Source organism: Methanobrevibacter millerae (assembly GCF_900103415.1).
Lineage (GTDB): Archaea > Methanobacteriota > Methanobacteria > Methanobacteriales > Methanobacteriaceae > Methanocatella > Methanocatella millerae.
In genome coordinates this window covers 79,572-104,298 of the sequence record NZ_FMXB01000011.1, presented here as the reverse complement: position 1 = coordinate 104,298, position 24,727 = coordinate 79,572, and the positions used below count along the sequence as shown (strand labels likewise).

Below are 24,727 nucleotides of genomic sequence, written 5' to 3'. Positions count from 1 at the left end.
AATCGAATCCCAATAGCAGTAGCATCTGCCAGGATCAAACAGAATTGAACACATAACAGACATAATAATAAGTATTATGAAGTACGCTAAAAAAATATAGACGAGTAATTACACAAAATCAGTCATAAAAATTTCTATAACCAAATTTCACCACATCTACAAAACCAACATCATACCCGAAAATCTCGGGTACTCACGAAAGCACATTATGAATTAATGAATAACAATTAATATCAAAACATGATAAATTATAGCTACATGCGGAAAAGCAACCATCATAGCCATTTATTGTAAAGATACAACACGGCTTAGGTCATCGCCATAAACACATAGCACATCTAATAGACAGACATATTCAACTGACAAAATCAATTAAAATATATTGCAAAAAATTTTTATAAATTAAATTAAAATCTATTAACTAAAATATAGATTATTTGAAAACAAATAGTGTTAAACATTAAAATATAAAGACAATAATCTGAATAAAAAATTTGAAATTGGAGATTGTTTTATTGGAGTACAACAAAATCAAAAGTATTAAAAAAAAATAAATTAGTAATACTGCAAAATCGGAATTAGCTTATTTATAAATAAAATTCACTCTAAAAATAAGACATATTTAAAACTTTCTAATTAAATTAAATAAAAATTACTTTATATATTACAATACTAATATTTTAATTGGTGATAAAATATGAAGTTCGGTATAGAATTCGTACCTCAAATACCATTAGATGAATTAGTAAAATTAGTAAAATTAGCAGAAGACGTCGGTTTTGAATACGCATGGATCACAGACCACTACAACAATAAAAACGTATACGAAACCTTAGCATTAATTGCAAACGCAACTGAAACCATTAAAATGGGTCCTGGTGTAACCAACCCATACGTAAGAAGCCCTGCAATTTCTGCTTCCGCAATCGCAACTATTGACGAAATCTCAGAAGGAAGAGCAACCTTCGGTATTGGTCCTGGTGACAAAGCAACTTTCGATGCTTTAGGAATCGCTTGGGAAAAACCTGTATCCACTATTAAAGCAGCAATCGCTGACATTAACACTTTATTATCTGGAGGAAAAACCGAAGCTGGTGCAGCATTAGGTGGAGCAAAAGCTGTCCAAGAACACATCCCTATTTACATGGGTGCTCAAGGACCTAAAATGTTAGAAACCGCTGGAGAAATCGCTGATGGTGTATTAATTAACGCATCTAACCCTAAAGATTACGAAGCAGCAATGCCTATGATTAAAAAAGGTATCGAAGCAGCTGGCGGAGACAAAGCATTTGACGTTGGTGCATACACTGCAACTTCCATCGGAGCTGACTCTGACGCAGCTAAAAACGCAGCTAAAATCGTTGTTGCATTTATTGCAGCAGGATCACCACCTCCAGTTATCGAAAGACACGGATTACCTGAAGGATTCAACACCCAAATGGGTGAATTCTTAGCTAAAGGTGACTTCGGTGGAGCTATTGGTGCTGTAACCGATGAAGCACTCGACGCATTCTCCGTATGTGGTACTCCTGACGAGTTCATTCCTAAGATCGAAGGCTTAGCTGAAATGGGTGTAACTCAATACGTAGCAGGATCCCCTGTTGGTAAAAACGTAGAAGAATCCATTAAATTATTAGGAGACGTAATTGCAAGTTTCTAAACTTGCTTACTCTTTCTTTTTTTATTTTTTTAAATCAGATATACACAACTTATTAACATACCATTTTCAACGATAATTTTTAATTACACCAACGCACCATAATATATTATAATGGAAATTGAAAACTTATGTAAAGAAATTAGAAATAGAGCCTTTGAGCGAAAAGAGCCGAAGACTCCAGAGCAAGTTGGTGCAAGCTGGTATAATGATGATTTGACTTATGACGGCATTTCAAAAACGTTATTTATTATCCTGCCAACTCCCGGATGCGCATGGGCACTGGGAGACAGCGGAGGATGTACAATGTGCAGCTATGTCTCCGACTGTACGCTTGAGCCTATTGACACTGAAACTATAATAAACATATTCAACGATCACTTATCAAGATTCGACATTGAAAGCGAAGACAAAATAGCCGTTAAGCTTTTTGCATCCGGAAGCTTTCTGAATCCCTACGAACTTCCTATTGAAGCACGCGATGAAATCATGACTACGCTGGCAAATATGGATAACGTTCGTGAAATCATCGTTGAATCCCGTCCAGAATATGTTAAGGAAGAATATATCGACGGCATTTTTGACATTATCGGAGACAGACTCTTTGAAATAAGCATGGGTCTTGAAACCTCAAACGATTACACCAGATTAAACAAAATCAATAAGGGCTTTACCTTTGAGGACTTTGAAAACGCCGTTAAGCTGATTCAGGATTTAAGGGACAATAAAGGTTATAACATTAAATCCAAAGCCTATATTTTTGTAAAACCGATATTAATCAGTGAAAGCGAAGCGATAGATGAGGCAATTCAAACCGCTAAGGACTGTGAAAGCATTGGCGTTGACAGACTCTCATTCTGTCCTGCAACAATTCACAGCGGAACCGTCATTGAAAGATTCTGGAGAAAAGGCGCCTACCAGCCTCCATGGATTTGGAGCTGCATTGAAATCATCAACACCGTCAGAAGGGAAGTTGCAATTCCGGCACTTTTAGATACTTCAGGATTCGGTTCAAGGAGAGGCCCGTACAACTGCAAAAAATGCAATAAGGACCTGAAGCACATGATAATCAGGTGCAATCTGGCTCAAAGCCCTGTCGAATACGATTGCGAGTGCAAAAAGGAATGGATGGCAGAAGTCAATAATGCTGACATGAACCAGTCAAAAGTTAAGATAAAGCACATACCACTATATTAAATAATATAAAATTACAATATCTATTAATTGGAGGATTTTTAATGAAAAAAAATATTGTTAGTTTGCTGGCCATCATTTTTGGAATAATGATTATTTCATTTCCTATCCTTGGGGTAATATCCACCAATGCAATAATAGGATTATCCGTCCTGTTCATTTCAATTTACGCATTGATAATGGGAATTTCAATAATCGACTACAACACTTACGGTTCCATTATAGACCTTGCCCTGGGAGTGGTGCTCCTTATAATCAGTATTGGATTAATATTTAACCCTGCATTGTTTGGATTTTTAGCTGAAATAACGTTATATCTTGCAGGAATCATATTGATTATAGCAGGAGTCGTTTCATTGGTAAACAACCGTACATCCAAATTCGGATTCTACATTGGAATAGCCGGAATTATTTTGGGTGTCTGTTACATAATCATTGGAACTTACGTTGCAAATCCAATTATTTTAGGTACTTTAATTGGTATATGGCTAGTATTAAGCGGCATATTGAGATTATTGGACTAGACAATAATCTCTGAATTTCTATTTTTTTGGTGTTTATCTTGATATGTATAAGTGCAGATTTTGATCCTGTCCACAAGGGACATGAAAAGTTAATTAAAGAAGCCCGTAAGATTGCAGATGAGGAATCTAAAAAGGTAGTTGTCTATTTGAATAAAGGATTCAGTGCAAACCACGCACCCTTTTTCACAGATTTTGAAGCAAGAAGCAGAATGGCATTGGCATTGGGCGCTGATGAGGTAAAATCATTTGAAGGACTTCACCACAGGTTAGTCTTATCCTACAGCGTTCCCATCAGACTTAATCAGATGATTGAAGATGGGGGAACCGACTACATTACCTCTGCAAGTATTTCACTTGATGAAATAGCTAAAAAAGCACAGAAGTTTATCGATGAAGGCAATTTCGTTGGAATGCCAAAGAATTATACCAACAGAAATGAGATAAGATGGTATGCCCTGAATGAATTTTTAGGCTCCAAACTGAAATTCCACATAGTAAAGGAGCTTGATAAGGATAAATACTCCGGCCGTCTGATAAGACAGTCCATTATTGATAATGATTATACCATAACTCCTGAAATTAAAAAGCTGCTTCCCAAATCAACGGTAGAGATTCTTGAAGAGGAAATTACAAAAAATAACGTTAATCTGGACCGCAACTGGGCAGACATTTATAAGAGAATGAATACTTATTCAAGAGGAAACCTTTCAAAAATCGCTTATTTAAATGGTGAAACCGTTAACCAGATAATTAAAAAAAGAGTCTATTCAAATCCCGAATCTGTTTGGGCAGCATTCAGAAGATCAGATTACGGGCCTGTAATGACACGCCTTGCAATAAGCGCCATTGAAATGAACGTGAGCAAAAAAGAAGTAATGGATTTGATGAAAAGCTATGAATCAAAAGGTGTCATTCCGCCGATGCAGAATGTTTCAAGAGTAATTGAACGTGCATGGTATGTTTCCGGAAAGATTGATGAAGGCATGAGCGCCCGAGAGGCGAATGAAAAGTTTAGAAACGGAAACATTAAAGTTGATGATGCGCCTTTAAACATTCATGCGGGACTTAATCTGACCCGTTTTGAGACTAAAATAATGTCTGAAGGCCTTGACTGTGATTTGTACATCGACAAGAACAACAAGATATCCGTTCAGCTTAAAAGTGAAGGCAAAAAGATTAAAACAAACTTAAGACTTCCCGCACGTGAAGTCACCTATCTGAGATACATTATGGATTCCCACTTCATTCCGGTTAAGGGAATCACCGAAAAGGGCAAGAAAGGATATAAAATCAATGTTCAAATTGCCTGAGCTTTTTTAACGCTGCCCCAACCATTTCCAGATCCTGAGCATTGTAGCAATCAAGTATTTCTTCAAGCTCTTCGCTTTTTCTTTTTGTAGATTTTAATGTGTTATTGATTCTTGAAAGTGATTTTTCCTTAAAGTCATCACCTTCCGTTAATTTCAGGATATCAAAAAATTCATCTTCCAGGTTCAGGCTTTCTGCAAGCCTATAGCTTTCTATCAGCAATACAGAGAGGGTTTTGGTATAGCTGCTTCTTAAAAGCTTAAGGTTTGATGCGTCACCTACATTATCTGAAATGACCTTGACGCTTAAGAAATCATTTAAAAAAAGTAGTTTATCGGCATTTTTACCGGATAAATATAGAATTGGGTTTTTGGAGTCAATTTTGCCGATAATGGCTCCGTCAACGAAATTTTCTGTCAAATCGTTTATTTTTAAAGCCGTTTTAGGAGAAATGTTATTCAAATCAAGAAATATTCCTTTGCAGTACTTACCATATTCCAGTGCAGCTTCAACGGCATTTGACGGGGAGTTTGCAGATATGACAATGTCTGCGTTTTCAACTGCTTCCTTTAATGTGGGACAGTCTTTAACCTCCGATTCTTTAATCAAATCCATCGTATCTTTTGATCTCTTTTCATGAGAGGTTAAGAAAGTAATGTCCGGTGAGTTGACTAATTGAACTAAAGTAGATGCAACCTTTCCAAATCCGATGAAAGCAATATTCATAGTATCACATTATTTTTTAAAAAGAAGCATGTCCTGTAAGTTAACACCAATATCCTTGGAAATTGTTGTGCATTTGGAGCAGAGCAAAAAGTAGATATCCTTATCTGAAAGGTCGATTTCAGTCAATCCCTCATAATTGCCCATTCCTTTAGATATTATGAATTCGTGGTCTTCAAATATTTCCCTGAATTCCTCTGAGATTTCACTGTCGACGTATCCCACCGTTCCGGCTCCTATTTCAACGATTTCGCCGAACTCGTCAAGACCCGCATCGATAGCGTCCACCATACATGCATCGTTTAAAATAGGGTATGACTTGACCGCAATGGTAATGTCGAGGTCATATTTTTTAATTTCAGACAAAAGCAGCTTATCGAAGACTATCTCGCCGGTATTGTCCACAAGATACAAAACCTTGTCATGCTTTTTGAGGGACTCTTCAAAGCTTTCAATGTCTTTAATAGCCAAATCCTTATTTAGGGCGTTTTTGATTAAAACCTCTATATCATCACTTAACTGAAAGGCTCCGAAATCCAGGATATTTCCCACAATGGCTATCTTAACCCGGTTTTCCAGGCTGTCGTTTTCCCTTAAAATCTCCTGTGCAATGGGCAGGTATTTCAGCGCTAGCTCGTTTCCCAGTTTCTTCTGCTCAATATATGGATCGAAACATCCCGTTTTCTGCTTTATGAGATTGTGCATATGGGAACCCGTCTTGTTTGAATTGGTTCCCTTCTTGAAATTGACGGCAAGAAAATTAAAAATGTCATTCATCAGTTCCATTTTCAAATCTTCGTCATCCGTTGACAAATCCATTGCTTCACGGGCCTGCCTTAAAAAGCAGGGGCCGCATTCATAGCTGATTTTCAAAGGTTATCCTCCATATATGATTTGGATTAATTCGATTTTATCGCCTTCTTCAATTATAGTATCCTCAATTACCAGCTCCCCATTCTGTTTGGATACTATGGTCTGAGAAGACATTCCCAAATCTACAATCAAATCCTTTATCGTATAATCGTCTTTTGGAATTTCTCTGCTTTCAAATTCATCTTTATATTTTAATTTAAACTCCATTTAATCACCAGTCAATTCTTCTATAAATGAACATGCTTTACATAATCTGTTTGAGGAAGGTTCTCCACATTTTTCACACCTTCCATGAGCATAATCATTCTTGAACTCGTCTTTTAATGCTTTTTTAATCTTATCGTAGCCTCTAAGGGTCGAGTATTTTATTGTCGGATGGGCCTCATCCAGCTGATTGATATGCTCTGAAACCTCTTTTCTGAATGATTGCTGCGCGTAAGGACATCCCGCAAAGTGAACTTCAAGCTCCTTTGCAACAACGTAGAGTCCGATTTCCCTTTCGGGAATTTCACGCAGAGGCTTTATTTTAACCGTGAATTCTTCCGCCTCGGACTCGGTCTTGGCACCTAACTTGGTTAGGTTATTTGTATTTCCTTCCAGGTAATTCATCATTATTGCCTGAACTTCATCATCCAGATTGTGGCCGGTAGCTATTTTTGTAGCTCCCATCTCACGGGCGGCCTTATTAATTAACGTTCTTCTGAAAACGCCGCAGTATGAACAGGATCCCCTATGATTTTCCTTCTGCATTATCTCATCAAGAGTAATGCCGTAGGTATCCTTAAGGGAAACTACCTTATGCTCAATTCCCAGCCTTTTGGCGTGCCTTATGGCTATGTCAATGCCGTCCTGGCGGTAATTGTCTATTCCTTCATCCACAGTTACCGCACAGATGTCAATGACGTTCATTTGCCTGAAGGTATTTAGGATTTCGAGTGCGGTTACGCTGTCCTTTCCTCCTGAAAGCGCAACCAGAACTTTATCTCCCTTATCCAGTAGCTTTTCCTTTCTAACTGTTTTAATTACTTTCTTTTCAATTGAATCAATGAAACAGTCCTTGCATAAATACTGGCCTGACTGTTCCTTTTTAATTATAATTTTTGGATTACCGCATTTGGTACAATCCATAATCTCACCTACATCTGCTCCACAAATTGAGCTAATTGATTAAGCGTATTAACTTCAAATACGTGCGCTCCGGCATCCTGATAAAGCGAAACGCAACTGTCCACAATATCCCACTTGTTCCTGTCTTCGGGATTTAGTATTACAACTTTTTTGGAATCTCTGACCATCTCTTCGACCACGTGAACGCTTGCAGGTATTCCATGCTGTTTCGGTCCTGCCCAGTCCCTGCAGTCAGATAAAATAATAACATAGGACTTGTTGGAAAGAGTTGCCTTTTCCTGAAACTGCGTAAAGGCGCTGTACATGTCGGAGGTTCCATGAACCATCATGTTCTTTACCCTCAAATCCTTGACCTTTACAAAGGAATCAATCAAGTATTCTTCCTTTAAAGCGTCGGTTGTCTCGATAACCTTATTGTCAAATTCAAAGGTTCTTGAATGTTTGAACGCCGTCTGGGCTGAAAACATCAGCATGAAAAACCAGCTGCTTATCCATTCGCAGGAGCCGCTTATGTCATTTAAAAAGAGATGCTCGTTCTTATGTGGCCTTGGCTTGGCATTGACAAGCTCCACCGGCACTCCACCATACTTTAAATTGGCCCTTATGGTCCTTCGCATGTCAATCTTGTTCGAATTTGTTCTGAATTTTCGTCTTGAACGCTTGTTGGCTATTCTTCTTCCAAGCCTTTGACAGATTTCAAGCATTCTTGGATCGAACCTGTTTAATTTGGTTAAATCCTTGTTCATAAGCTCACCGTCACGCTCTAGTTCCTTGACTTCCTCAAGAAGCGGCTGGCCTGACAGCATTCTCAGCTTTTCGTTGTTGATTTTTTCCTTTTGAACCTTTTTATAAGCAGTATTCTGTTTTTTAATGATATATTTGTTGGATTTTGGACCCCTTCCCCTATAGGCGTCGCTTCTCTTTTGGATTTCATCGAGTTCGGAGTCTTTCTTTTCCTTTTTGAAAAGCTCTTCAAAGATTTTGTTGAATTTTGGGATGTCATACCTGTCCTTAACATAAATGGCTCTTAGGGCAGTTCTTAATAAGTCCCTATCCGATTCGCCAAGCTGCATATAGACTTCAGTGGCCGAATGGGTGCTTCTTATGCTGACAGGGAGTCCCTCTTCCCTCAACTGATTGGATAAAGTGGCAATCTTATTGATCATAATTAGTATTCCTTTTCTAGAACATCTTTGATAACGCGTTTCTTATCGCTTTCGGTTTTAATAGCAACGCCGATACTTTCCTTCATCGCTTCTTTTGTATTCCTGGTTTTCAGGTTTGATACTGACTTGACCCAGTCCACAGTTCCCCTGACTGAAGGCTTTTTAAGCAGGTTAAGGTTTCTGATATTGTGAACAATCTGAACGACTTTGGAAACCGTTTCGTCATCGGCTTCGGGAATCTTGGATTTTACGATTTGTATTTCCCTTTCAATGCTCGGGTATGGAATATATAAAAAGAGACACCTGTCCTTGGTTTCATCCAAAAGGGAGCGCTGTGAATTGGAAGTCAATATGACAATCAAATCGTTCTGCAGCTGGAAAGTTCCCAAATCATTGATTGTGATTTCCTGCTCACCCAAAGCCTGCAAAAGAAAGCTTTCAACTTCCTCATCGGCCTTATCGATTTCGTCAATGAGCAATACGGAATCCTTATCATTCAAAAAGGCGTTCAAAAGTGATCTTCTGATGAAGTATTCCTCTTCAAAAATAGTATCTTCCATATTGTCCCGGTTTTTAGCAGCTTCCAGATGCAATAGCTGCTTTTGATAATTCCATTCTCCGACAATCTGTTCGAAAGTAATTCCCTCATAGCACTGTATCCTGAAAAAGTCCCTGTCGAAAGTTTTTGCGACAACTTTTGCCAATTCAGTCTTTCCAACACCCGGAGGACCTTCAATCAACATCGGTTTGCCCAATAGAAAAGATAAGTATAATGTTGTTGATATTTCCTTATTGGAAACGTATTGTTCATTAGAAAGGGCTTTATCTATATCCTTAATAGTTATTTCATCAATTTGCAAAGTCATACACCAAAAATATTTTTACTTAATTATCTTTTATCCTAAATTTAATTTAAAGTTTATCAAAAAACTATATATATGCTAATGAATTAAATATATTACTAATATAAAAAGGAGGGTGAAAAATGAATTTTGACAATATGGTTATTTTGGCAGTTATAGTTGCAATAATTATTTTAACCATGGGCGCATTCGTTTACACGAGCAGTACTGACATCACAACCAATAATATTACTGACGTAAACGACACCAAGAATACTAATAACACCAATGACACTGGCCTATTATCCTGGCTAACGGGAAATTCAACCAGTGACAGCAGTAGTTCTTCACAACAGCAAAGCCCAAGCTCAAGTTCAAGCTCATCATCTTCATCAGGAGGTTCATCCAGCAGCTATTATAGTGGCGGAAGTTCATCCAGTAGTTCTTCCAGCGGAGGAAGCTCATCCAGTGGAGGAAGCTCATCAGGAGGTTCATCCAGCGGAGGAAGCTCATCCGGAGGCTCATCCAGCGGAGGAAGCTCATCCGGAGGATCACATGATTATAATATCGTTGATGATGATTAAAAACAAAATATTTAATTTTTAAACTGATCAGGATTTTTGAACAGTTCAAAATCCTGCACATATTCTTTACCCGTAATCATTGCAATTTCGGCCTTTTGAAGTTCGCTTCCGAGGTAAGCTGCATGCTCCATACGGGTAACAAGTTCTTTTTTTATTATTTCTTCATAAATTTCCTTAGCAGTGCTGCCTTTAATTACCAAATCAGCCTTATTTTTCTTGAAATGGGTAGCAACGATTTTGCTGTCGCTTACGGTAGTTCCATAATCGACGTTAATTCTGAAACTGCCTGCCTTGTCCCTGACGAATTTCAATGGCTCTGAAAGCTTTGCCTGAGGAATGCCGTCAAGTTCGTTTTCAATGATATCATTTCTTTTGTGCTTGTCCTTGAATGCTACAAGGTTGATTCCCAAATCCTTAGGTATTGATTTTCTGTGCTTTGCAAGAAACATCATCTTTGATGCGGTGGACAGTTCATAAACGCTTCCCCTTGTCTTTCCGCTTTCTTCAGGAGTAAATAATATGCTGACGCCCAGTTCCATGCCTATTCCCGCAAGAAGCACATTAACTCCACCGGAGTCGGCATCCATCAATTCTGTGACGTTTCCCACGCCGAAAAACATCGGAGCCTTGTTAATCTTGTGAAACTCCCTGCACGCTATGATTGACTCCACAATACTTGCGCTGTTTACGGGATCGAGAATCAGGTCTGCAACGTATTTCAATCCGTCGGTATCCTCAATCAATTGCTGCATGAACTCAATTCTCTCTTCGGGAGTTTTTGGAGTGATACCTTCCGTGAAATTGGTTGGAAGCAAAACGGCAGGAATGCCCTTTTCCTTTAATGTGGGTGCTACTTTGGATTGGTTTCCCAAATCCAGGCTTAAAACGAAATCGATTCCGTGCTCGGCAGCGACCAGGATTTCCTTGGAATTAAGGGTGTCTATGCTTAAGGGCCTGTCGCCGACGATTGGCCTTAATGTTTCGATTAATTCCGGCACCTTGTCCGAGAAGTCCTCACCGGCAGCCATACCGATATCTATCATATCGGCCCCACAATCGACGAAATACTGGCACTTGTTAATCAGAGCTTCCTTTGAGAGAAACGGAGCGTTGGCTATTTCGGCCAAAACCCTCATTGGGAAGTCCTCGCCCACAGGCAATTTTCCAATTCTTATGTTATTGGGCTTTAAAAGGAGCTTTTCAATAGTTTCGGCATCATTTTCAAAGTCATCAATTATCTTGAAGGCCTCTTTTCTTTTTTCCTCTTCAATCAGTTTATCCGCAGGCTTGTCTTCAGACAGTTGGATGTTTTCAAGCAGATTCAGTACCATTGCCAAATCCGCACCGTCGGTTGAGCCCTTGAAAGTTGGAATTCCAAGTTCCTTTGTAATTTCCCTGGTGCCCTTTTTGATTAGGCCCGGAACCAGAATCAGGTCAATTTCATCCAGCTGATCGGCAAAATGAGTTTTGACCTCTTTAATGATCATGTTGGGAGTTAAAAAAGCCGCAACCTGAGTGTCTGCAACGTGAACTATAACATCCTCATTTGAATCTGCAACAACACTTTTTATCAACGGATATGCCAAATCCCCAGTTATGATTAGAACCTTCATGATAACTCCTCTTTGAATTTATTTATAATTATTATATTATATTAAATCTTTGAAAAAGAAAAATATCATTAAAATCAATAAAACAGATTAAACACTTTAAAAATTTCTTTATTCATCAAAAAGATAAATATCAACAAATTAACACGAAATAAAGGCAAATTAGATTGAGAATTAAACAAAAATATTGCAAAATTAAAATATAACATAAGATTTATATATTTTGTAATTTATAATGATTATACATGATAAATATATGGAGGAAATTTAATGATAGAAATTCGTTTTCATGGTAGAGGCGGGCAAGGTGCCGTAACTGCTGCTGAAATTTTGGCTAAAGCAGCATTCAAAGACGGCAAATATTCCCAGGCTTTTCCATTCTTTGGAGTTGAACGTAGAGGAGCTCCAGTTATGGCTTTCACAAGAATTGATGACAAGCCAATTGATTTAAGATATCAAGTATATAATCCGGACTACGTATTAGTCTTAGATGACGGATTATTGAATGTAGTAGATGTATTTTCAGGAATTAAAGACAATACTGAAGTTACTATTAATACTGAAAGTTTCGAAGGTAGCGGAGAACATGCTGTCCACAGCATTGACGCAACAGGTATTGCACTGGACATGTTAGGTCGTAACATTGTAAATACCATTATTTTAGGATATTTCGCTAAGAAAACCCAGGCAGTAAGTATCGAATCACTTCTTGAAGTGATTAAGGAAACCTTCCCTGGAAAAGTCGGAGAGCTGAACGTAGAAGCTACCAAAAAAGCTTATGAAATGGACTGAGGGTGATTATTATGGTAAGTATAGGATGTGTAATTAAAAACCCCGGCAATACTAGAAACAACAAAACCGGAAGCTGGAGAACTTTCAAACCTGTTTTGGATAAGGAAAAATGCATTGACTGTGACAACTGCATTATCTTCTGTCCGGATTCTAGTATAAACAAACAACATGATATTGATTACGATTACTGTAAAGGATGTGGAATCTGTTCCAACGAATGTCCTTCAGACGCAATCGAAATGGTAAAAGAATAAAGAGAGTGATGAAATGGTAAAAGAAGTAATGACCTCAAACAAAGCAGTTGCAGAAGCTGTTAGATTAGCAAAACCACAAGTTATTCCTGTTTATCCGATTACTCCGCAAACTACAATCTCAGAATACTTGGCACAATATGTTGCTGATGAAAAAATTGATGCAAAATATGTTAAAGTGGAATCCGAACACAGTGCAATAAGTGCTGCTGTCGGTGCCAGCGGTGCCGGAGTAAGAGTATTTACAGCAACATCTTCACAAGGATTAATGTTAATGCACGAAATTCTATATGCAGCAGCAGGTATGAGAGTACCTATCGTTTTGGCTGATGCAAACAGGGCAATTTCTGCTCCATTAAACATTTGGAATGACCAGCAAGACTCCATTGCTCAAAGAGATGCTGGATGGTTACAAATTTATGTTGAAAATGCACAGGAAGCATTGGATACCACATTAATGGCTTATAAAGTTTCAGAAAATCCTGACGTATTGCTTCCGTCAATGGTATGTCTGGACGGATTCATCCTGACTCACACCGTTGAACCGGTAGAAATTCCAGATCAGGAAAACGTGGATGCGTTTTTACCTCCATATGTTCCGGAACATGCATTCCTTGATCCAAAGCAACCAATGTCAATCGGTAACTTTGCAGATCCGCAATATTATACCGAAGCAAGATACGCAATGGAAGTTGCAATGACCAAATCACTTGATGTTATCCAACAGACATGTGATGAGTTTGCAGAAATCTTCGGAAGAAAATACGGTCTTGTCGAACCATACAAAACCGAAGACGCTGAAATCATATTCGTTGCAATGGGATCTCTATGCAGTACCATCAGAGTAATGGTAGATCAGTTAAGAGAAAAAGGCGAAAAAGTCGGTTTGCTTAAAATCAGAGCTTACAGACCATTCCCTGTTGAAGCTATTACCGAAGCGGTTAAAGACTGTCAGAAATTAGCTGTTATCGATAAAAACTTCTCTTTCGGAATAGGTGGAGCACTTTATGCAGATATGAAAGTTAAAATCGATAAGGAAATGTATGGATTCGTTGCCGGTTTAGGCGGAAGGGACATAACCCCTGAATTCATAATGGAAGCATATGAAAAAACAAAAGCGCCAGAACAAGATGTTACATGGCTCGGACTTAAGGAGGAATAGATATGGATATACCTGATAAAGATTTATTGGCACCAGGACACAGAGGATGTGCTGGTTGTGGAGCATCAATCGGTGTAAAATTAGCTCTCAATGCTTTAGGCGAAAATACTGTAGCTATTTCTGCTACCGGTTGTCTTGAAGTTATGACTACACCATACCCTGAATCCGCATGGGAAGTTCCATTTATTCACGTAGCTTTCGAAAACTCAGGTGCTGTTGCATCCGGTGTTGAAGCTGCATTAAGGATACAGGGAAAAGATGACGTGAACGTTGTTGCTTTCGGTGGTGACGGAGGAACCGTAGATATCGGTTTACAATCCCTTTCAGGAGCCATGGAAAGAGGACACAACATGCTCTACATCTGTTACGATAATGAAGCATACATGAATACCGGTATTCAAAGAAGCGGAGCAACCCCATACGGTGCAAGTACAACCACTTCACCAAAAGGTAGCGCAAGCTTTGGAGAAGACAAACCTAAAAAAGACATGCCTATGATTATGGCAGCCCACGGAATTCCATACGTGGCTACAGCATCAATCGCATACCCTGAAGACTTTGTAAACAAGGTCAAAAAGGCAGCCTCAATCAAAGGACCTGCATACATTCACTTGCAGCAACCATGTACTACAGGTTGGGGATTCGACCCTTCAAAAACAATTGAAATGGGCAGATTGGCTGTAGAAACCGGATCATGGATATTGTACGAAATCGAAAACGGTGAATTCAACATTACTTTCACCCCTGAAGAAATCAAACCTGTAAAGGAATACTTATCCGTACAAAAAAGATTCAGACATTTACCTGAAGAGCAAATCGAAAAGATACAAAAATACGTAGACGCACAATGCAGTGAATTAGGATTATAGGAGGCAAAGCATGGAAAAAATTTCCGTAAACAGCAATATGTGTGACGGATGTCTCAATTGTGAAAACATGTGTGCATCCATACACTCTGCATCCCGAATTAAAATCATAGAACATGATTCCTCCTTTTACGGTATTGTATGTCAGCACTGTGAAAGTGCCCCTTGTATCAAAATCTGTCCGACCGACGCAATTACAGACGAAAAGGTCGACACTGAAAAATGTATCGGCTGCGGATTGTGTGTCATGGTCTGTCCGTTCGGCGCAATGACCTACAAGTCAAGCATCGCCGAGAAATGTGACCTATGTGCCGACAGGGAAGAAGGTCCTGCATGTATGAAAGCATGTACCAAAAGGGCCATTACACGTGTCGATCCTGAAAAGGTCAGGCTTAAAAACCAGGAAAAATACCTGGCAAAACTTGCAGGAGTTTATGAGCCGGACAGCAAAAAAGGCGGATTTGTTCACGTAATAACTAGTCAAGCAAGAGCAAGATTAGTTCTTGAGGAATAGGAATATTCTATGAACTGTTTAAATTGTAAAACTTGTGAAAGTGACTGTCAACTCAGAGAAGTTGACACACCTTCCTTATTTTGTATGAACTGTACACCATCAGAAGCACCATGCCTGAAGGAATGTCCCAACGATGCCATTGAAGTATTGGGCGGAGCCATTACCATAAATGAAGAGAAATGCGATAAATGCAGACAGTGCGTTGATGTCTGTCCGATTGGAGCCATCCATATTTAACTAATTTTTCTTAATAAACTTAATAATAAATGAGTATTATATTTATTTTAATTTTATTGCAATTTAAAAAAGAAATATGAATGAAAATTAAGAAAAAATGACTTTAAATTCACAATATACCATATTGTCCATCAAAAGTAAATTTTTTACAAAGCCAAAATAAATGTAAGATATTAATTAGATGCTACATTATCATGAACTAATCAAAAGAAGGTTAATTTAATGATATGAAAGTGTAAAAATCTGGAACCTATTATATTTATATAATACGTATTCACATATATTAAAGTGTAATATTTTTTAGTCGTGATAATATGAAAAAAATACTATGTATTTTATTACTATTTGTTATTATATCAACAATGTCTTTTGTATCAGCGGAAGACAATTCTACAGTAAATGAATCAAACGATGACCCTGTAATAGAAAATTATAATTTAACTATGTTGAATGAAATAGATTATATAAGTATTGGAGCTGTAGAAAAATATCCTATGAGTATAATTAATGAAAAACAAAGTAACTATGTATCTTCACCCAATAATTATACAGTAAAATATTATGATTGCACATTTGATGGAAATATAACCCTAGAAATTACAATTTTTAATTCTATGAATGGGAAAATTTATTTTTCTTTTTTAAATAATACTGGAATTGAATTAATTAATTCAACAGCAACATATACACTGCACAATTTAGAAAAAGGACAATATAAATATGAAATCTTTTATACTGGAGATAAAGGAAATTTTACGATAAATAATTTATTTTTCAGGATTTTTTCTTTTAATTCACCATTAATATCTGAAAATAATAATATTACTATGATTTATAAAGATGGAACCAAATTTACAACTACTTTATATGATGATTTAGGTCACACTGTTGAAAATAAAACAATATATTTAGAAATCAATGGGGTTACATATGCTAAGAAAACTGACAATAATGGAAAAGTTTCTTTAAATTTAAATTTAAATCCTGGAAAATATGAAATTATAACCTACTTTAAAGGAACTACTGTTCGTGCAGGTAATTTAACTAAATCCAATATAACAATATTACCTACTTTAAACTCAGAAGACTTAATTAAAATATACAAAAATCACTCCCAGTTTCTTGTAAAAGCTATTGATTCAAAAGGCGAAATCCTCATAAATAAAACCCTAATATTTAATATTAATGGTGTTTATTACAATAGAACAACTAATTCAAGTGGAATTGCAAAATTAAATATTAATTTAAATCCCGGGAAATACATTATAACCACCAAAAACCCAAATGATGACTGCACCATTAGTAACACAATTACTGTTTTATCATCAATTATTTCTAATAACTTAATAAAAGTTTATAAAAATAATACACAATATTTAGTCAAAATTGTTGATGGAACTAATAATACTATTTCTAATATTAATGTATCCATGAATATTAATGGAGTATTTTATAATAGAACAACTAATTCAAGTGGAATTGCAAAATTAAATATTAATTTAAATCCCGGAAAATACATTATAACCACCAAAAACCCAAATGATGGATGTGTTATTAGTAATATTATTGAAGTAACTTCTTATTTATTTACACAAGATTTAGTAAAATATTATAAAAATGAATCAAAATTTATTTCCCGATTAGTTGATTTTAACTATAATCCAGTTTCTAATGCTGAAATAGTATTTTCAATTAATGGAAAAAATTATACAAAATTTACAGACAAAAATGGTTTTGCAACTTTATCAATTAATTTATATCCTGGAAGTTATGAAATATACACAACATGTGGAGAGTATAAATCAAAAAATAATATTGAAATATTAACAACATTATTCGATTTTAATGAAAGAAATTTAACTGTTGATTATATGAAATTTGAAGAATATAAAGTCCATATATTAGATGGTAATGGAAATCCTGCTAATAATACCCCAGTTAATTTTAATTATGCAAATAAGGATTATGTGTTTTTCTCGGATAATAATGGTGATGTTACATTCAAACCAGAACGTATAAATCAAATGAATAAATTAACAGTAGAATACAACGGATACACATTATCAAATAATGTTTACTTTAACATATATCCATATTATCCTGCAAATCTAATAAATAAAACAGTTTATAGAATATAAATAGGAGATTAAAATATGAAAAGATTAACAATAATTTGTTTTATGATTTTAATATTTGTATTATGCATATCTGCTACATATGCAAGTGAAAATGATACTGATATTAATGAAAACATAATTAATGAAAATAATTTTGTTATTGAAAGCAATATTAACAATGAAAATTTCGTAAAACTACTTGATGATGGGATTGCACAAAAAATTAATAAAAGTCAGTCAGATAGTCAAATAATTGAACTTAAACCAATTTATACAAATTTAACAGAAAATTGTACCAGAACAGCGAATTTATATCCAACATTATGTATTCAAAGTGATATAGTATACCAAGGAACAAAATTAAATTTCTACATGATTGATGAAAACAATAATATGATTAATCTTAATGGTGAATCAATTGATATTGGTATTAATGGAAGATCATATACAAGAACTTTTGATGAAAATGGAATTGCATCACTAAACATAAATTTACTGCCGGGTTCTTATAGTGCCATATATTTATACCATGGTAATAATAATTATGTTCCATGTTATGGAACTAGCACAATAAATGTGACACAAAAAAGTTCTATTGTTGTTCCATATTCTTTAGCCGTACATACTGGAAATACAGGATATGGTTTTAAAACTAAACTAATTGATGAATTTGGTGTTCCAATTTCCAATCGAACTGTCCACATAACCATACATGGAGTAACCTATTTAAGAACTAGTGATGAAAAAGGAATTGCATCACTAAATATAAATTTGCCTGCAGATTCTTATTCAATGAGTATTTGGTACGAAGATGAAAATAAAGGATATGCCTCATGTTCTCCAGTATCTTGGACATTATATGTTTTAAATTCAAATAATTTAAATCAACCAATTATTTCATCAACAACTTCTATTGTCCCTACAGGATCACAATTTCAAGTTAAACTAACAAATAGTAATGGAAATGGCCTTTCTGGAAAAAGTATCATTGTAACAATTGGAAATAATCTTACAACAATTACTACTAATTCAAATGGAATAGCTACATATACAATACCAACTAGTTTTAATAATGGATATTATGCCGTTACCATGAATTTTATAGGAGATACTAATTATAAATCAGCAACTGCATATAAATTATTATTAATTCCAAACTTGAGTTATTCGAATACTTATTCAACTTCTGATCCTAATGGAGGTACAGAATATACTTTAGATTACTATAAAACAGAACCAGATTCTTATTGTAATTATTCATCAAATTATGTAACATCTTTAAAAAATTCTTTAATTTCATCATGTAGTGACGATTTAGAAAAAGCTATTTCAATACAAGCATAATGTGAAAGAATAACTTATGATCATTATTATAATCATGTTTATGGAGGATTAGGATCATTATTAAGAAATAAAGGAAATTGTATGGACACAACGGCTTCGTTAGTTACATTATGTAAATCAGCAGGATTGGCAGTACGCTATGTAATAGGAAATGGTAATGGTGTAAATAATGAAGGTCATGCCTGGGCTCAAATTTGTATCAATAATAAATGGATTGTTTCTGAACCAACCAATACAATTCTATTTGGTTATTGGGCTCATGGATATACCTATTCAACAAAATTTTATTGTCCATTATCATCGTTATATTTTAATCAATAAAATGGAGTGATAAAATGAAAATAATATATATAATACCAATAATTGTAATCATATTATTATGTGGTGCATATGCAAATATATTAAATACCGACATTATTATTAATGACAATACACAATCTGCAAATAATATTAATGAAACAAAAGATATGATAGATTTTAAAGAACTAATAAATTCAAACCAAACAGAGAATATTTTATTAAGTTACAATATCCCTACTTCAAATAGTATTAAAACAACAGTTAATAACATTAGTACTAAAGAGTCTTCTTTTTTAGAGTTTGCTAATAGCAATTCATATGAAATTACTGAAGATTCAATAAAATTTAATGGAACTTCCATATACACTAAATTTCCAGAATACGAAATGAATAAATATTCATCAGCATTAAATAAAAAAATTATTGTTTATCATGAAGATGGTTCAGATACTTATTATCCAAGCCAAGAAGATATGATAAATGAGATGAATGCTAAAGCAGGAGGAATAAAACCAACATACTACGAATATTCACATTCAAAATCATATGAACATGCTCCAATTATAGCTAATGACAAACCCATTGAATTAGATTTTTTAAATTAGATAGTTTTTAACTATCTCTTTATATTTTTTTCTACAACATGATATATATTTAAAAATTATGTATGAATTAATTTATTTTGTATGAACTGTACACCATCAGAAGCGCCATGCCTGAAGGAATGTCCCAACGATGCCATTGAAGTATTGGGCGGAGCCATTACCATAAATGAAGAGAAATGCGATAAATGCAAACAGTGCGTTGATGTCTGTCCGATTGGAGCCATCCACATCTAAACTATTTTTAATAATATTTATAACATTTTAAAACCATACATAATAGTAATTAATTTTACAAGGGTTTTTATTTTGATTTCAAAAGATGTTATAAAAGAGAAAGTTTATGAGCTTTACAGGCAGGCCGTCATTGTTCTCGGTGATGATGTAAAAAAATCACTTGAAGATGCGCTTAAACGTGAGGAACATGAATTGGCCAGGCTAAATATTGAAGCTATCTTGAAAAATATTGAACTTGCAGAAGAAAAAGGCATTCCTATGTGCCAAGATACAGGTCTGCCCGTTGTTTTTGTCAAATTGGGTAACGTTGAAGTTGAAGATTTGCGCAAAGGGATAGAGGAAGGTATCGAAAAGGCAACGAAGGAAGTCCCTATCCGGCCAAATATCGTGGATCCGCTGTCACGCAAGAATACGAACATTAATGTGGGAGATTACATCCCCCCAATTGATATCGAGCTGATTGATGAAGATTATCTTGAAATAACCATTTTACCGAAAGGATTCGGTTCAGAAAACAACAATGCCATGAAAATGGCTCTTCCGGCTGAAGGAATCGAAGGCATTAAGGAGTTCGTTGTCGAATCAGTTCTTAAAGCAAAAGGAAAACCATGCCCTCCAACCGTTGTGGGTGTTGGAATCGGAGGAACATCTGATTTATGTTTAAAATTGGGTAAAAAGGCTTTGCTTGGAAAAGTGGGCGAGAGAAACCCAGATCCGGAAATAGCTAAACTGGAAGAAGAGATTCTTGAAGAGATTAATGCCTCCGGAATCGGACCGATGGGTCTTGGCGGAAAAACCACCACTTTAGATGTAAAAATCCTTAAAGCACATACCCATACTGCAGGCCTTCCAATCGGAGTCTGCATCCAATGCTGGGCGGACAGGCATGCTACCGGAAGGATTTACGATAAATAGTAAATAAATATGGATTTCGGCTTTTCATACGTCGGGGCGATATTTCTGATAATGCTTTTTGCTCCAAACTTAATCTGGACAAAAAACAAACCCTCAGATTACGATGAATATGTAAAAAATGAAAACAGGATACTGTCCGTCCTTGAAAGGGTTGGACAGATTCTAGTTGTCTGTTTTTCACTGATTTTTACAGACTTTAACGTCAGATTTTCCTGGCAGATAATAATATTAATCATGGCATTCGCATTAATGGTGCTCTATGAAATCTACTGGATAAGATATTTTAAAAGCGAGAAAAGAATGCGGGACATGTATTCAGGCTTTTTGGGAATTCCGGTTGCCGGTGCGACATTGCCTGTCTTGGCATTTCTATTACTGGGAATCTACGGCAAAAACATCCCATTAATCATTGCAACATTAATTTTAGGGATTGGCCACATAGGAATCCACCTGAATCATGCAAAAGAATGCCGTTAACCAAACCTCCCTGAAATATAATTCTGCGTTTTCTCTTCTTCAGGATTTGAAAATATCTGTGAAGTCCTTGCGCTTTCGATAATTTCACCATCCAAGAAAAATGAAGTGAAATCTGACGCTCTGCTTGCCTGCTGCATATTGTGGGTTACCAGAACAATCGTATAATCTTTTTTTAGCTCCTGAATCAAATCCTCAATCTTTAAAGTTGAAAGCGGGTCAAGTGCGGAGCATGGCTCGTCCATCAGAATGACTTCCGGATTGACTGCAATGCTTCTTGCAATGCACAGCCTCTGCTGCTGGCCGCCGGACAATTTAAGAGCAGACTGGTGAAGCTTGTCTTTGATTTCATCCCACAGTCCAACGGACTTTAGGCAATTCTCAACAACTTCATTAATGCGGCCGGAATCATCCTCACCGGCAATTTTCAACCCGTAGGCCACATTTTCAAAAATTGATTTGGGAAATGGATTTGCCTTTTGAAATACCATTCCGACTCTTTTTCTTAAACTAACGACATCAATGTCATCGTCATAAACGTTTTTGCCATCCAGACTGATGCTTCCGCTGCATTTAAAGTTTTTCAATAGGTCGTTCATGCGATTAATGGATTTCAAGAATGTTGATTTGCCGCATCCTGAAGGGCCGATAATCGAATGGATTGACTTTTCGCGGATATTCAGATTAATGTCGCTTAATACCTGTTTATCGTCAATATTTACATTGAAATCTTCAGCTTTAATTTTCATTTAGATTCCTCCGATTTTATTTTGATACCTGTTAATCAGATAATTGCTTAAAACTGTTATTATCAAGATTATTATCAGCAGCACAGCTGCCGTTGCATATGCATTTTCAATTGAAACTCCTTCCGTAGCTAAAATGTATAAATGAAGGGGTAGAGGTCTTCCAGCATCGAATATTGATAACGGAATCGCAAATGTCGAGCCGACAACAAACATGACCGCAGCCGCTTCCGAAATGGCTCTGGTCAACGCAAGGACAACTCCTGTGAAAATCCCTGAAAGTGCTGAAGGCAAAATTACGGAAGTTATTGCCTGCGATTTGCTGGCGCCCAAGGCCAGGCTAGCCTGGGTTAATTCCACGGGAATTGAATTCAAGCTGACTTCCGATACCTGAAATATGGTTGGAATTGACATTAATGCCAAGACCAGAGATGCGCAAAGCAGCGACCAGTCCAGTTTTAAAAAGAGAATGAAAAATGCAAATCCGAACAGTCCGTAAACGATTGAGGGAACCGCCGCCAAGGTCTGTGAGCAGAATCTTATGATTCTTGTGAGATTATCATTCCTGCAGTATTGGGTAACGTAGATTGCAGAGCCCACAGATATCGGAACTGAAATCAATGCCGTTAACACTACCAGATAGAGACTGGAGAGAATCATCGGCAGTATTCCGCCCGATTTACCCGAATCGATTGGATTTGAAAATATGAATTCGAAATCAACCAAAGGCAGGCCCTTAAGCAGAATATATGAAATTATAACCAGAAGAATTGATACCGTAAGAGCAGCGGAAGACGTAAAAAGCAGTCTTTTTGTGAAATCCATTTTAACACCCCCATTTATGTTGAATGTATGTGGAAATTAACATTAATACAATAATAATTGCAAATAGGATTAATGCGCTTGCAAACAATGCATTATAGTGAATATCCATTGCATAACCCATTTCCAAAGCAATATTTGACGCCAATGTCCTTACCGGATCGATTAATGAATTTGGAATCTGTGCAACATTTCCGACAATCATTAATACAGCCAGCGTTTCGCCCACTGCACGTCCCAGACCCAGAATTATTCCGGTAAAGATTCCTGGAAGTGCGCATGGGATTATGATGTGGCGAATCGTTTGAAAATGACTTGATCCCAATGCCAATGATGCCTGCCTATAGTCAAATGCCACATTGCTGATTGCATCCTGAGAAAGCGAAATTATCGTTGGCAGAATCATTATTGCAAGAACGATTGATGCGGTTAAAATGCTAAAGCCTGTGCCTCCAAGGTTTTCCCTGATTAACGGCACAAGAACAGTCAACCCAAAAAATCCATAAACTACAGATGGAATTCCTGCCAATGTCTGTATTATAGGTTTAAAAAGTTCTTTGACATAGTCTGAAGCAATCTCTTCAATGTAAATGGCTGTAGTTAGGGATAATGGAACTGCAATCATTAACGCCAGAAAGCTCACCGTTAAGGTCGACAATATCATTGGAAATGTCCCGAAAATTTCCATATCCGGCAGCCATTTTAAACCAGCAAGCATTTCCTGAAAACCGATTTGGCCAAAGGCCGGCATGGACTGTGAAATCAGAAAAAACAGCATTAATCCGATGATTAAAGTTAATATAAGTGTAATAAAAAGCAATCCGTTTTCAATCAGCTTTTCATTCATTTTTAACACCACAAAGAATTTTGTTTTCATTTAAGACTTCATCCGCTTCACCAGTATCTAGCCAATCAACGAAATCCTTCATTTCCTCGCTTTGTTCGTCATTAATGAGAAGCAAAAATGGTCTTTGAATCAGGTATGAATTATTCTCTATTGAACTTTCGCTCGGATAGACCCCATTAATGGCCAATGCCTTGATATCATCATCCAGATATGAAAATGATACGATGCCTATAGATGAAGTGTCCTGCTGGATTGCCTGTTTAATTGAACCCTGCGAATTCAAAACGATAGCTTGCGATAAAATAGGGGTTTGATTCATTACACTATGTTTAAACGCATCCAAGGTGCCGGATGCTTCTTCGCGAACAAAGACGTTAATCTCCTGATTTTCACCTCCCACCTGATTCCAGTTAGTAATATTGCCGCCAAAAATTCCTCTGATTTCCTCTTCTGACAAATCGCTTACATTATTTGAAGGATTTACAGCGACAATTATGCCTTCACGGCCCAATTCATATTGCGTAAAGTTATAATCGTTATCCAGTTCCTTTGAGCACATACCGATGTCTGCAACATCAGCATTAACACACTTAATAGCCATGTTGGATCCGCCTCCCTGAACATTAATCGATGCATCAGGATGGCTTTTCTTATATTCTTCAACCAGATCTTCGCAAACCGGCTGAATAGATGTAGAACCAATAATATTAATTTCCTGAGAGTTTGCGTTTCCTTGAATTAACAGCAATGCCCCCAGGCATAATATTAATGAGAATATAATATATTTCCTAGTTTTTTTCATTGTTCTCACCGTACAATAGACTTATGGTGAGGAAGTATATATACTTTGCTTTTTGTGAACAAAATTTCACTAAATAGGAAATAATTTTTG

Annotated in this window: 29 protein-coding genes; 18 read left to right on the top strand and 11 right to left on the bottom strand. The window is 36.3% G+C overall.

Features of this window, described 5'->3' with window-relative positions:
• The first annotated feature begins 697 nt into the window (after positions 1 to 697).
• From mer to F3G70_RS07705, 4 genes are all read left to right on the top strand, one after another.
• Entirely contained in the window at positions 698 to 1,660 is a 963-nt protein-coding gene (gene mer / locus F3G70_RS07720) for a 5,10-methylenetetrahydromethanopterin reductase (protein WP_149732129.1), read from the top strand.
• 111 nt (positions 1,661 to 1,771) lie between these two features.
• The gene (locus F3G70_RS07715) at positions 1,772 to 2,854 is read left to right on the top strand and encodes an archaeosine biosynthesis radical SAM protein RaSEA (RefSeq protein ID WP_149732128.1); all 1,083 of its coding nucleotides are present in this window, start codon (positions 1,772 to 1,774) and stop codon (positions 2,852 to 2,854) included.
• 41 nt (positions 2,855 to 2,895) lie between these two features.
• Positions 2,896 to 3,375: a DUF308 domain-containing protein gene (locus tag F3G70_RS07710; protein ID WP_149732127.1), complete on the top strand. Its 480-nt coding sequence runs from the start codon at positions 2,896 to 2,898 to the stop codon at positions 3,373 to 3,375.
• A 29-nt stretch (positions 3,376 to 3,404) separates the two neighbouring features.
• On the top strand, positions 3,405 to 4,685 hold the full coding sequence (locus F3G70_RS07705; RefSeq protein ID WP_149732126.1) for an adenylyltransferase/cytidyltransferase family protein: 1,281 nt from the start codon (positions 3,405 to 3,407) through the stop codon (positions 4,683 to 4,685).
• Here the strand turns inward: F3G70_RS07705 and F3G70_RS07700 are convergent.
• The 6 genes from F3G70_RS07700 to F3G70_RS07675 are packed head-to-tail and all read right to left on the bottom strand — an operon-like array spanning position 4,666 to position 9,427.
• The gene (locus tag F3G70_RS07700) at positions 4,666 to 5,409 is read right to left on the bottom strand and encodes an NAD(P)-binding domain-containing protein (protein WP_149732125.1); all 744 of its coding nucleotides are present in this window, start codon (positions 5,407 to 5,409) and stop codon (positions 4,666 to 4,668) included. The genes F3G70_RS07705 and F3G70_RS07700 overlap by 20 nt on opposite strands.
• A 9-nt stretch (positions 5,410 to 5,418) precedes the next feature.
• Positions 5,419 to 6,279, bottom strand: a complete 861-nt coding sequence (locus F3G70_RS07695; RefSeq protein WP_149732124.1) for a damage-control phosphatase ARMT1 family protein — start codon at positions 6,277 to 6,279, stop codon at positions 5,419 to 5,421.
• Between the two features lie 3 nt (positions 6,280 to 6,282).
• Positions 6,283 to 6,486 carry a MoaD/ThiS family protein gene (locus F3G70_RS07690; RefSeq protein WP_149732123.1) on the bottom strand — a complete coding sequence of 68 codons (204 nt, stop codon included), beginning with the start codon at positions 6,484 to 6,486 and terminating at the stop codon, positions 6,283 to 6,285.
• Complete coding sequence (locus tag F3G70_RS07685; protein WP_149732122.1) at positions 6,487 to 7,407, bottom strand: TIGR00269 family protein; 921 nt, start codon at positions 7,405 to 7,407, stop codon at positions 6,487 to 6,489.
• An 8-nt stretch (positions 7,408 to 7,415) separates the two neighbouring features.
• Positions 7,416 to 8,573, bottom strand: a complete 1,158-nt coding sequence (locus F3G70_RS07680) for a vWA domain-containing protein (RefSeq protein ID WP_149732121.1) — start codon at positions 8,571 to 8,573, stop codon at positions 7,416 to 7,418.
• Between the two features lie 2 nt (positions 8,574 to 8,575).
• Positions 8,576 to 9,427, bottom strand: a complete 852-nt coding sequence (locus F3G70_RS07675; RefSeq protein WP_394349325.1) for an AAA family ATPase — start codon at positions 9,425 to 9,427, stop codon at positions 8,576 to 8,578.
• Between the two features lie 131 nt (positions 9,428 to 9,558).
• Between F3G70_RS07675 and F3G70_RS07670 the strand changes: the two genes are divergently transcribed.
• Entirely contained in the window at positions 9,559 to 9,999 is a 441-nt protein-coding gene (locus F3G70_RS07670) for a 1,4-beta-cellobiosidase (protein ID WP_149732119.1), read from the top strand.
• Positions 10,000 to 10,010: 11 nt separating this feature from the next.
• On the opposite strand, the gene F3G70_RS07665 is transcribed toward F3G70_RS07670, so the two are convergent.
• Positions 10,011 to 11,612 carry a dihydropteroate synthase-like protein gene (locus F3G70_RS07665; RefSeq protein ID WP_149732118.1) on the bottom strand — a complete coding sequence of 534 codons (1,602 nt, stop codon included), beginning with the start codon at positions 11,610 to 11,612 and terminating at the stop codon, positions 10,011 to 10,013.
• A gap of 267 nt (positions 11,613 to 11,879) precedes the next feature.
• Here F3G70_RS07665 and F3G70_RS07660 point away from each other — a divergent pair, with 267 nt between their 5' ends.
• The 13 genes from F3G70_RS07660 (at position 11,880) to F3G70_RS07600 (ending at position 21,423) form a co-directional block, all read left to right on the top strand.
• Positions 11,880 to 12,401, top strand: a complete 522-nt coding sequence (locus F3G70_RS07660) for a pyruvate ferredoxin oxidoreductase subunit gamma (protein ID WP_149732117.1) — start codon at positions 11,880 to 11,882, stop codon at positions 12,399 to 12,401.
• Positions 12,402 to 12,412: 11 nt separating this feature from the next.
• Positions 12,413 to 12,655, top strand: coding sequence for a pyruvate synthase subunit PorD (gene porD, locus F3G70_RS07655; RefSeq protein ID WP_149732116.1), 243 nt, complete (start codon positions 12,413 to 12,415; stop codon positions 12,653 to 12,655).
• A gap of 13 nt (positions 12,656 to 12,668) precedes the next feature.
• Positions 12,669 to 13,814, top strand: a complete 1,146-nt coding sequence (porA, locus tag F3G70_RS07650) for a pyruvate synthase subunit PorA (protein WP_149732115.1) — start codon at positions 12,669 to 12,671, stop codon at positions 13,812 to 13,814.
• A gap of 2 nt (positions 13,815 to 13,816) precedes the next feature.
• A complete protein-coding gene (porB, locus tag F3G70_RS07645; protein ID WP_149732114.1) occupies positions 13,817 to 14,683 on the top strand; it encodes a pyruvate synthase subunit PorB in 867 nt (288 codons plus the stop codon).
• Between the two features lie 10 nt (positions 14,684 to 14,693).
• Positions 14,694 to 15,194 carry a 4Fe-4S dicluster domain-containing protein gene (locus tag F3G70_RS07640; protein WP_149732113.1) on the top strand — a complete coding sequence of 167 codons (501 nt, stop codon included), beginning with the start codon at positions 14,694 to 14,696 and terminating at the stop codon, positions 15,192 to 15,194.
• A gap of 84 nt (positions 15,195 to 15,278) precedes the next feature.
• Complete coding sequence (locus F3G70_RS07635; RefSeq protein WP_262492219.1) at positions 15,279 to 15,431, top strand: 4Fe-4S binding protein; 153 nt, start codon at positions 15,279 to 15,281, stop codon at positions 15,429 to 15,431.
• A gap of 314 nt (positions 15,432 to 15,745) precedes the next feature.
• The gene (locus tag F3G70_RS07630) at positions 15,746 to 17,569 is read left to right on the top strand and encodes a hypothetical protein (protein WP_149732111.1); all 1,824 of its coding nucleotides are present in this window, start codon (positions 15,746 to 15,748) and stop codon (positions 17,567 to 17,569) included.
• A 15-nt stretch (positions 17,570 to 17,584) separates the two neighbouring features.
• Positions 17,585 to 18,892, top strand: a complete 1,308-nt coding sequence (locus tag F3G70_RS07625; RefSeq protein WP_149732110.1) for an Ig-like domain-containing protein — start codon at positions 17,585 to 17,587, stop codon at positions 18,890 to 18,892.
• Positions 18,893 to 18,901: 9 nt separating this feature from the next.
• Positions 18,902 to 19,213: a transglutaminase domain-containing protein gene (locus tag F3G70_RS07620; RefSeq protein ID WP_149732109.1), complete on the top strand. Its 312-nt coding sequence runs from the start codon at positions 18,902 to 18,904 to the stop codon at positions 19,211 to 19,213.
• A 14-nt stretch (positions 19,214 to 19,227) separates the two neighbouring features.
• Positions 19,228 to 19,797, top strand: coding sequence for a hypothetical protein (locus tag F3G70_RS07615; RefSeq protein ID WP_149732108.1), 570 nt, complete (start codon positions 19,228 to 19,230; stop codon positions 19,795 to 19,797).
• A gap of 81 nt (positions 19,798 to 19,878) precedes the next feature.
• Complete coding sequence (locus F3G70_RS07610; RefSeq protein ID WP_149732107.1) at positions 19,879 to 20,031, top strand: 4Fe-4S binding protein; 153 nt, start codon at positions 19,879 to 19,881, stop codon at positions 20,029 to 20,031.
• Positions 20,032 to 20,103: 72 nt separating this feature from the next.
• Positions 20,104 to 20,946 (top strand): fumarate hydratase, encoded by an 843-nt coding sequence (locus tag F3G70_RS07605; protein WP_149732106.1) that lies wholly within the window; start codon positions 20,104 to 20,106, stop codon positions 20,944 to 20,946.
• A gap of 9 nt (positions 20,947 to 20,955) precedes the next feature.
• Positions 20,956 to 21,423 (top strand): hypothetical protein, encoded by a 468-nt coding sequence (locus F3G70_RS07600; protein ID WP_149732105.1) that lies wholly within the window; start codon positions 20,956 to 20,958, stop codon positions 21,421 to 21,423.
• On the opposite strand, the gene pstB is transcribed toward F3G70_RS07600, so the two are convergent.
• The 4 genes from pstB to F3G70_RS07580 are packed head-to-tail and all read right to left on the bottom strand — an operon-like array spanning position 21,420 to position 24,637.
• Positions 21,420 to 22,169 carry a phosphate ABC transporter ATP-binding protein PstB gene (gene pstB, locus F3G70_RS07595; RefSeq protein ID WP_149732104.1) on the bottom strand — a complete coding sequence of 250 codons (750 nt, stop codon included), beginning with the start codon at positions 22,167 to 22,169 and terminating at the stop codon, positions 21,420 to 21,422. The two genes, F3G70_RS07600 and pstB, sit on opposite strands and share 4 nt — an antisense overlap.
• Entirely contained in the window at positions 22,170 to 22,991 is an 822-nt protein-coding gene (pstA, locus tag F3G70_RS07590) for a phosphate ABC transporter permease PstA (protein ID WP_149732103.1), read from the bottom strand.
• 1 nt (position 22,992) lies between these two features.
• Complete coding sequence (pstC, locus tag F3G70_RS07585; RefSeq protein ID WP_149732102.1) at positions 22,993 to 23,865, bottom strand: phosphate ABC transporter permease subunit PstC; 873 nt, start codon at positions 23,863 to 23,865, stop codon at positions 22,993 to 22,995.
• The gene (locus tag F3G70_RS07580; protein WP_149732101.1) at positions 23,828 to 24,637 is read right to left on the bottom strand and encodes a phosphate ABC transporter substrate-binding protein; all 810 of its coding nucleotides are present in this window, start codon (positions 24,635 to 24,637) and stop codon (positions 23,828 to 23,830) included. Before F3G70_RS07580 ends, pstC begins: the two co-directional genes overlap by 38 nt.
• Positions 24,638 to 24,727 lie beyond the last annotated feature (90 nt).

Excerpts from the sequence above, each read along its gene's own strand:
- F3G70_RS07635 (WP_262492219.1), top strand. The coding sequence starts at position 15,279 with ATGAACTGTACACCATCAGAAGCACCATGCCTGAAGGAATGTCCCAAC.
- pstB (WP_149732104.1), bottom strand. The coding sequence starts at position 22,169 with ATGAAAATTAAAGCTGAAGATTTCAATGTAAATATTGACGATAAACAG.
- F3G70_RS07700 (WP_149732125.1), bottom strand. The coding sequence starts at position 5,409 with ATGAATATTGCTTTCATCGGATTTGGAAAGGTTGCATCTACTTTAGTT.
- pstA (WP_149732103.1), bottom strand. The coding sequence starts at position 22,991 with ATGGATTTCACAAAAAGACTGCTTTTTACGTCTTCCGCTGCTCTTACG.
- porD (WP_149732116.1), top strand. The coding sequence starts at position 12,413 with ATGGTAAGTATAGGATGTGTAATTAAAAACCCCGGCAATACTAGAAAC.
- F3G70_RS07625 (WP_149732110.1), top strand. The coding sequence starts at position 17,585 with ATGAAAAGATTAACAATAATTTGTTTTATGATTTTAATATTTGTATTA.
- F3G70_RS07685 (WP_149732122.1), bottom strand. The coding sequence starts at position 7,407 with ATGGATTGTACCAAATGCGGTAATCCAAAAATTATAATTAAAAAGGAA.
- F3G70_RS07680 (WP_149732121.1), bottom strand. The coding sequence starts at position 8,573 with ATGATCAATAAGATTGCCACTTTATCCAATCAGTTGAGGGAAGAGGGA.
- F3G70_RS07715 (WP_149732128.1), top strand. The coding sequence starts at position 1,772 with ATGGAAATTGAAAACTTATGTAAAGAAATTAGAAATAGAGCCTTTGAG.
- F3G70_RS07610 (WP_149732107.1), top strand. The coding sequence starts at position 19,879 with ATGAACTGTACACCATCAGAAGCGCCATGCCTGAAGGAATGTCCCAAC.
- pstC (WP_149732102.1), bottom strand. The coding sequence starts at position 23,865 with ATGAAAACAAAATTCTTTGTGGTGTTAAAAATGAATGAAAAGCTGATT.
- F3G70_RS07615 (WP_149732108.1), top strand. The coding sequence starts at position 19,228 with ATGAAAATAATATATATAATACCAATAATTGTAATCATATTATTATGT.
- F3G70_RS07690 (WP_149732123.1), bottom strand. The coding sequence starts at position 6,486 with ATGGAGTTTAAATTAAAATATAAAGATGAATTTGAAAGCAGAGAAATT.
- F3G70_RS07670 (WP_149732119.1), top strand. The coding sequence starts at position 9,559 with ATGAATTTTGACAATATGGTTATTTTGGCAGTTATAGTTGCAATAATT.
- porB (WP_149732114.1), top strand. The coding sequence starts at position 13,817 with ATGGATATACCTGATAAAGATTTATTGGCACCAGGACACAGAGGATGT.
- F3G70_RS07710 (WP_149732127.1), top strand. The coding sequence starts at position 2,896 with ATGAAAAAAAATATTGTTAGTTTGCTGGCCATCATTTTTGGAATAATG.
- porA (WP_149732115.1), top strand. The coding sequence starts at position 12,669 with ATGGTAAAAGAAGTAATGACCTCAAACAAAGCAGTTGCAGAAGCTGTT.
- F3G70_RS07580 (WP_149732101.1), bottom strand. The coding sequence starts at position 24,637 with ATGAAAAAAACTAGGAAATATATTATATTCTCATTAATATTATGCCTG.
- F3G70_RS07640 (WP_149732113.1), top strand. The coding sequence starts at position 14,694 with ATGGAAAAAATTTCCGTAAACAGCAATATGTGTGACGGATGTCTCAAT.
- mer (WP_149732129.1), top strand. The coding sequence starts at position 698 with ATGAAGTTCGGTATAGAATTCGTACCTCAAATACCATTAGATGAATTA.
- F3G70_RS07660 (WP_149732117.1), top strand. The coding sequence starts at position 11,880 with ATGATAGAAATTCGTTTTCATGGTAGAGGCGGGCAAGGTGCCGTAACT.
- F3G70_RS07600 (WP_149732105.1), top strand. The coding sequence starts at position 20,956 with ATGGATTTCGGCTTTTCATACGTCGGGGCGATATTTCTGATAATGCTT.
- F3G70_RS07630 (WP_149732111.1), top strand. The coding sequence starts at position 15,746 with ATGAAAAAAATACTATGTATTTTATTACTATTTGTTATTATATCAACA.
- F3G70_RS07665 (WP_149732118.1), bottom strand. The coding sequence starts at position 11,612 with ATGAAGGTTCTAATCATAACTGGGGATTTGGCATATCCGTTGATAAAA.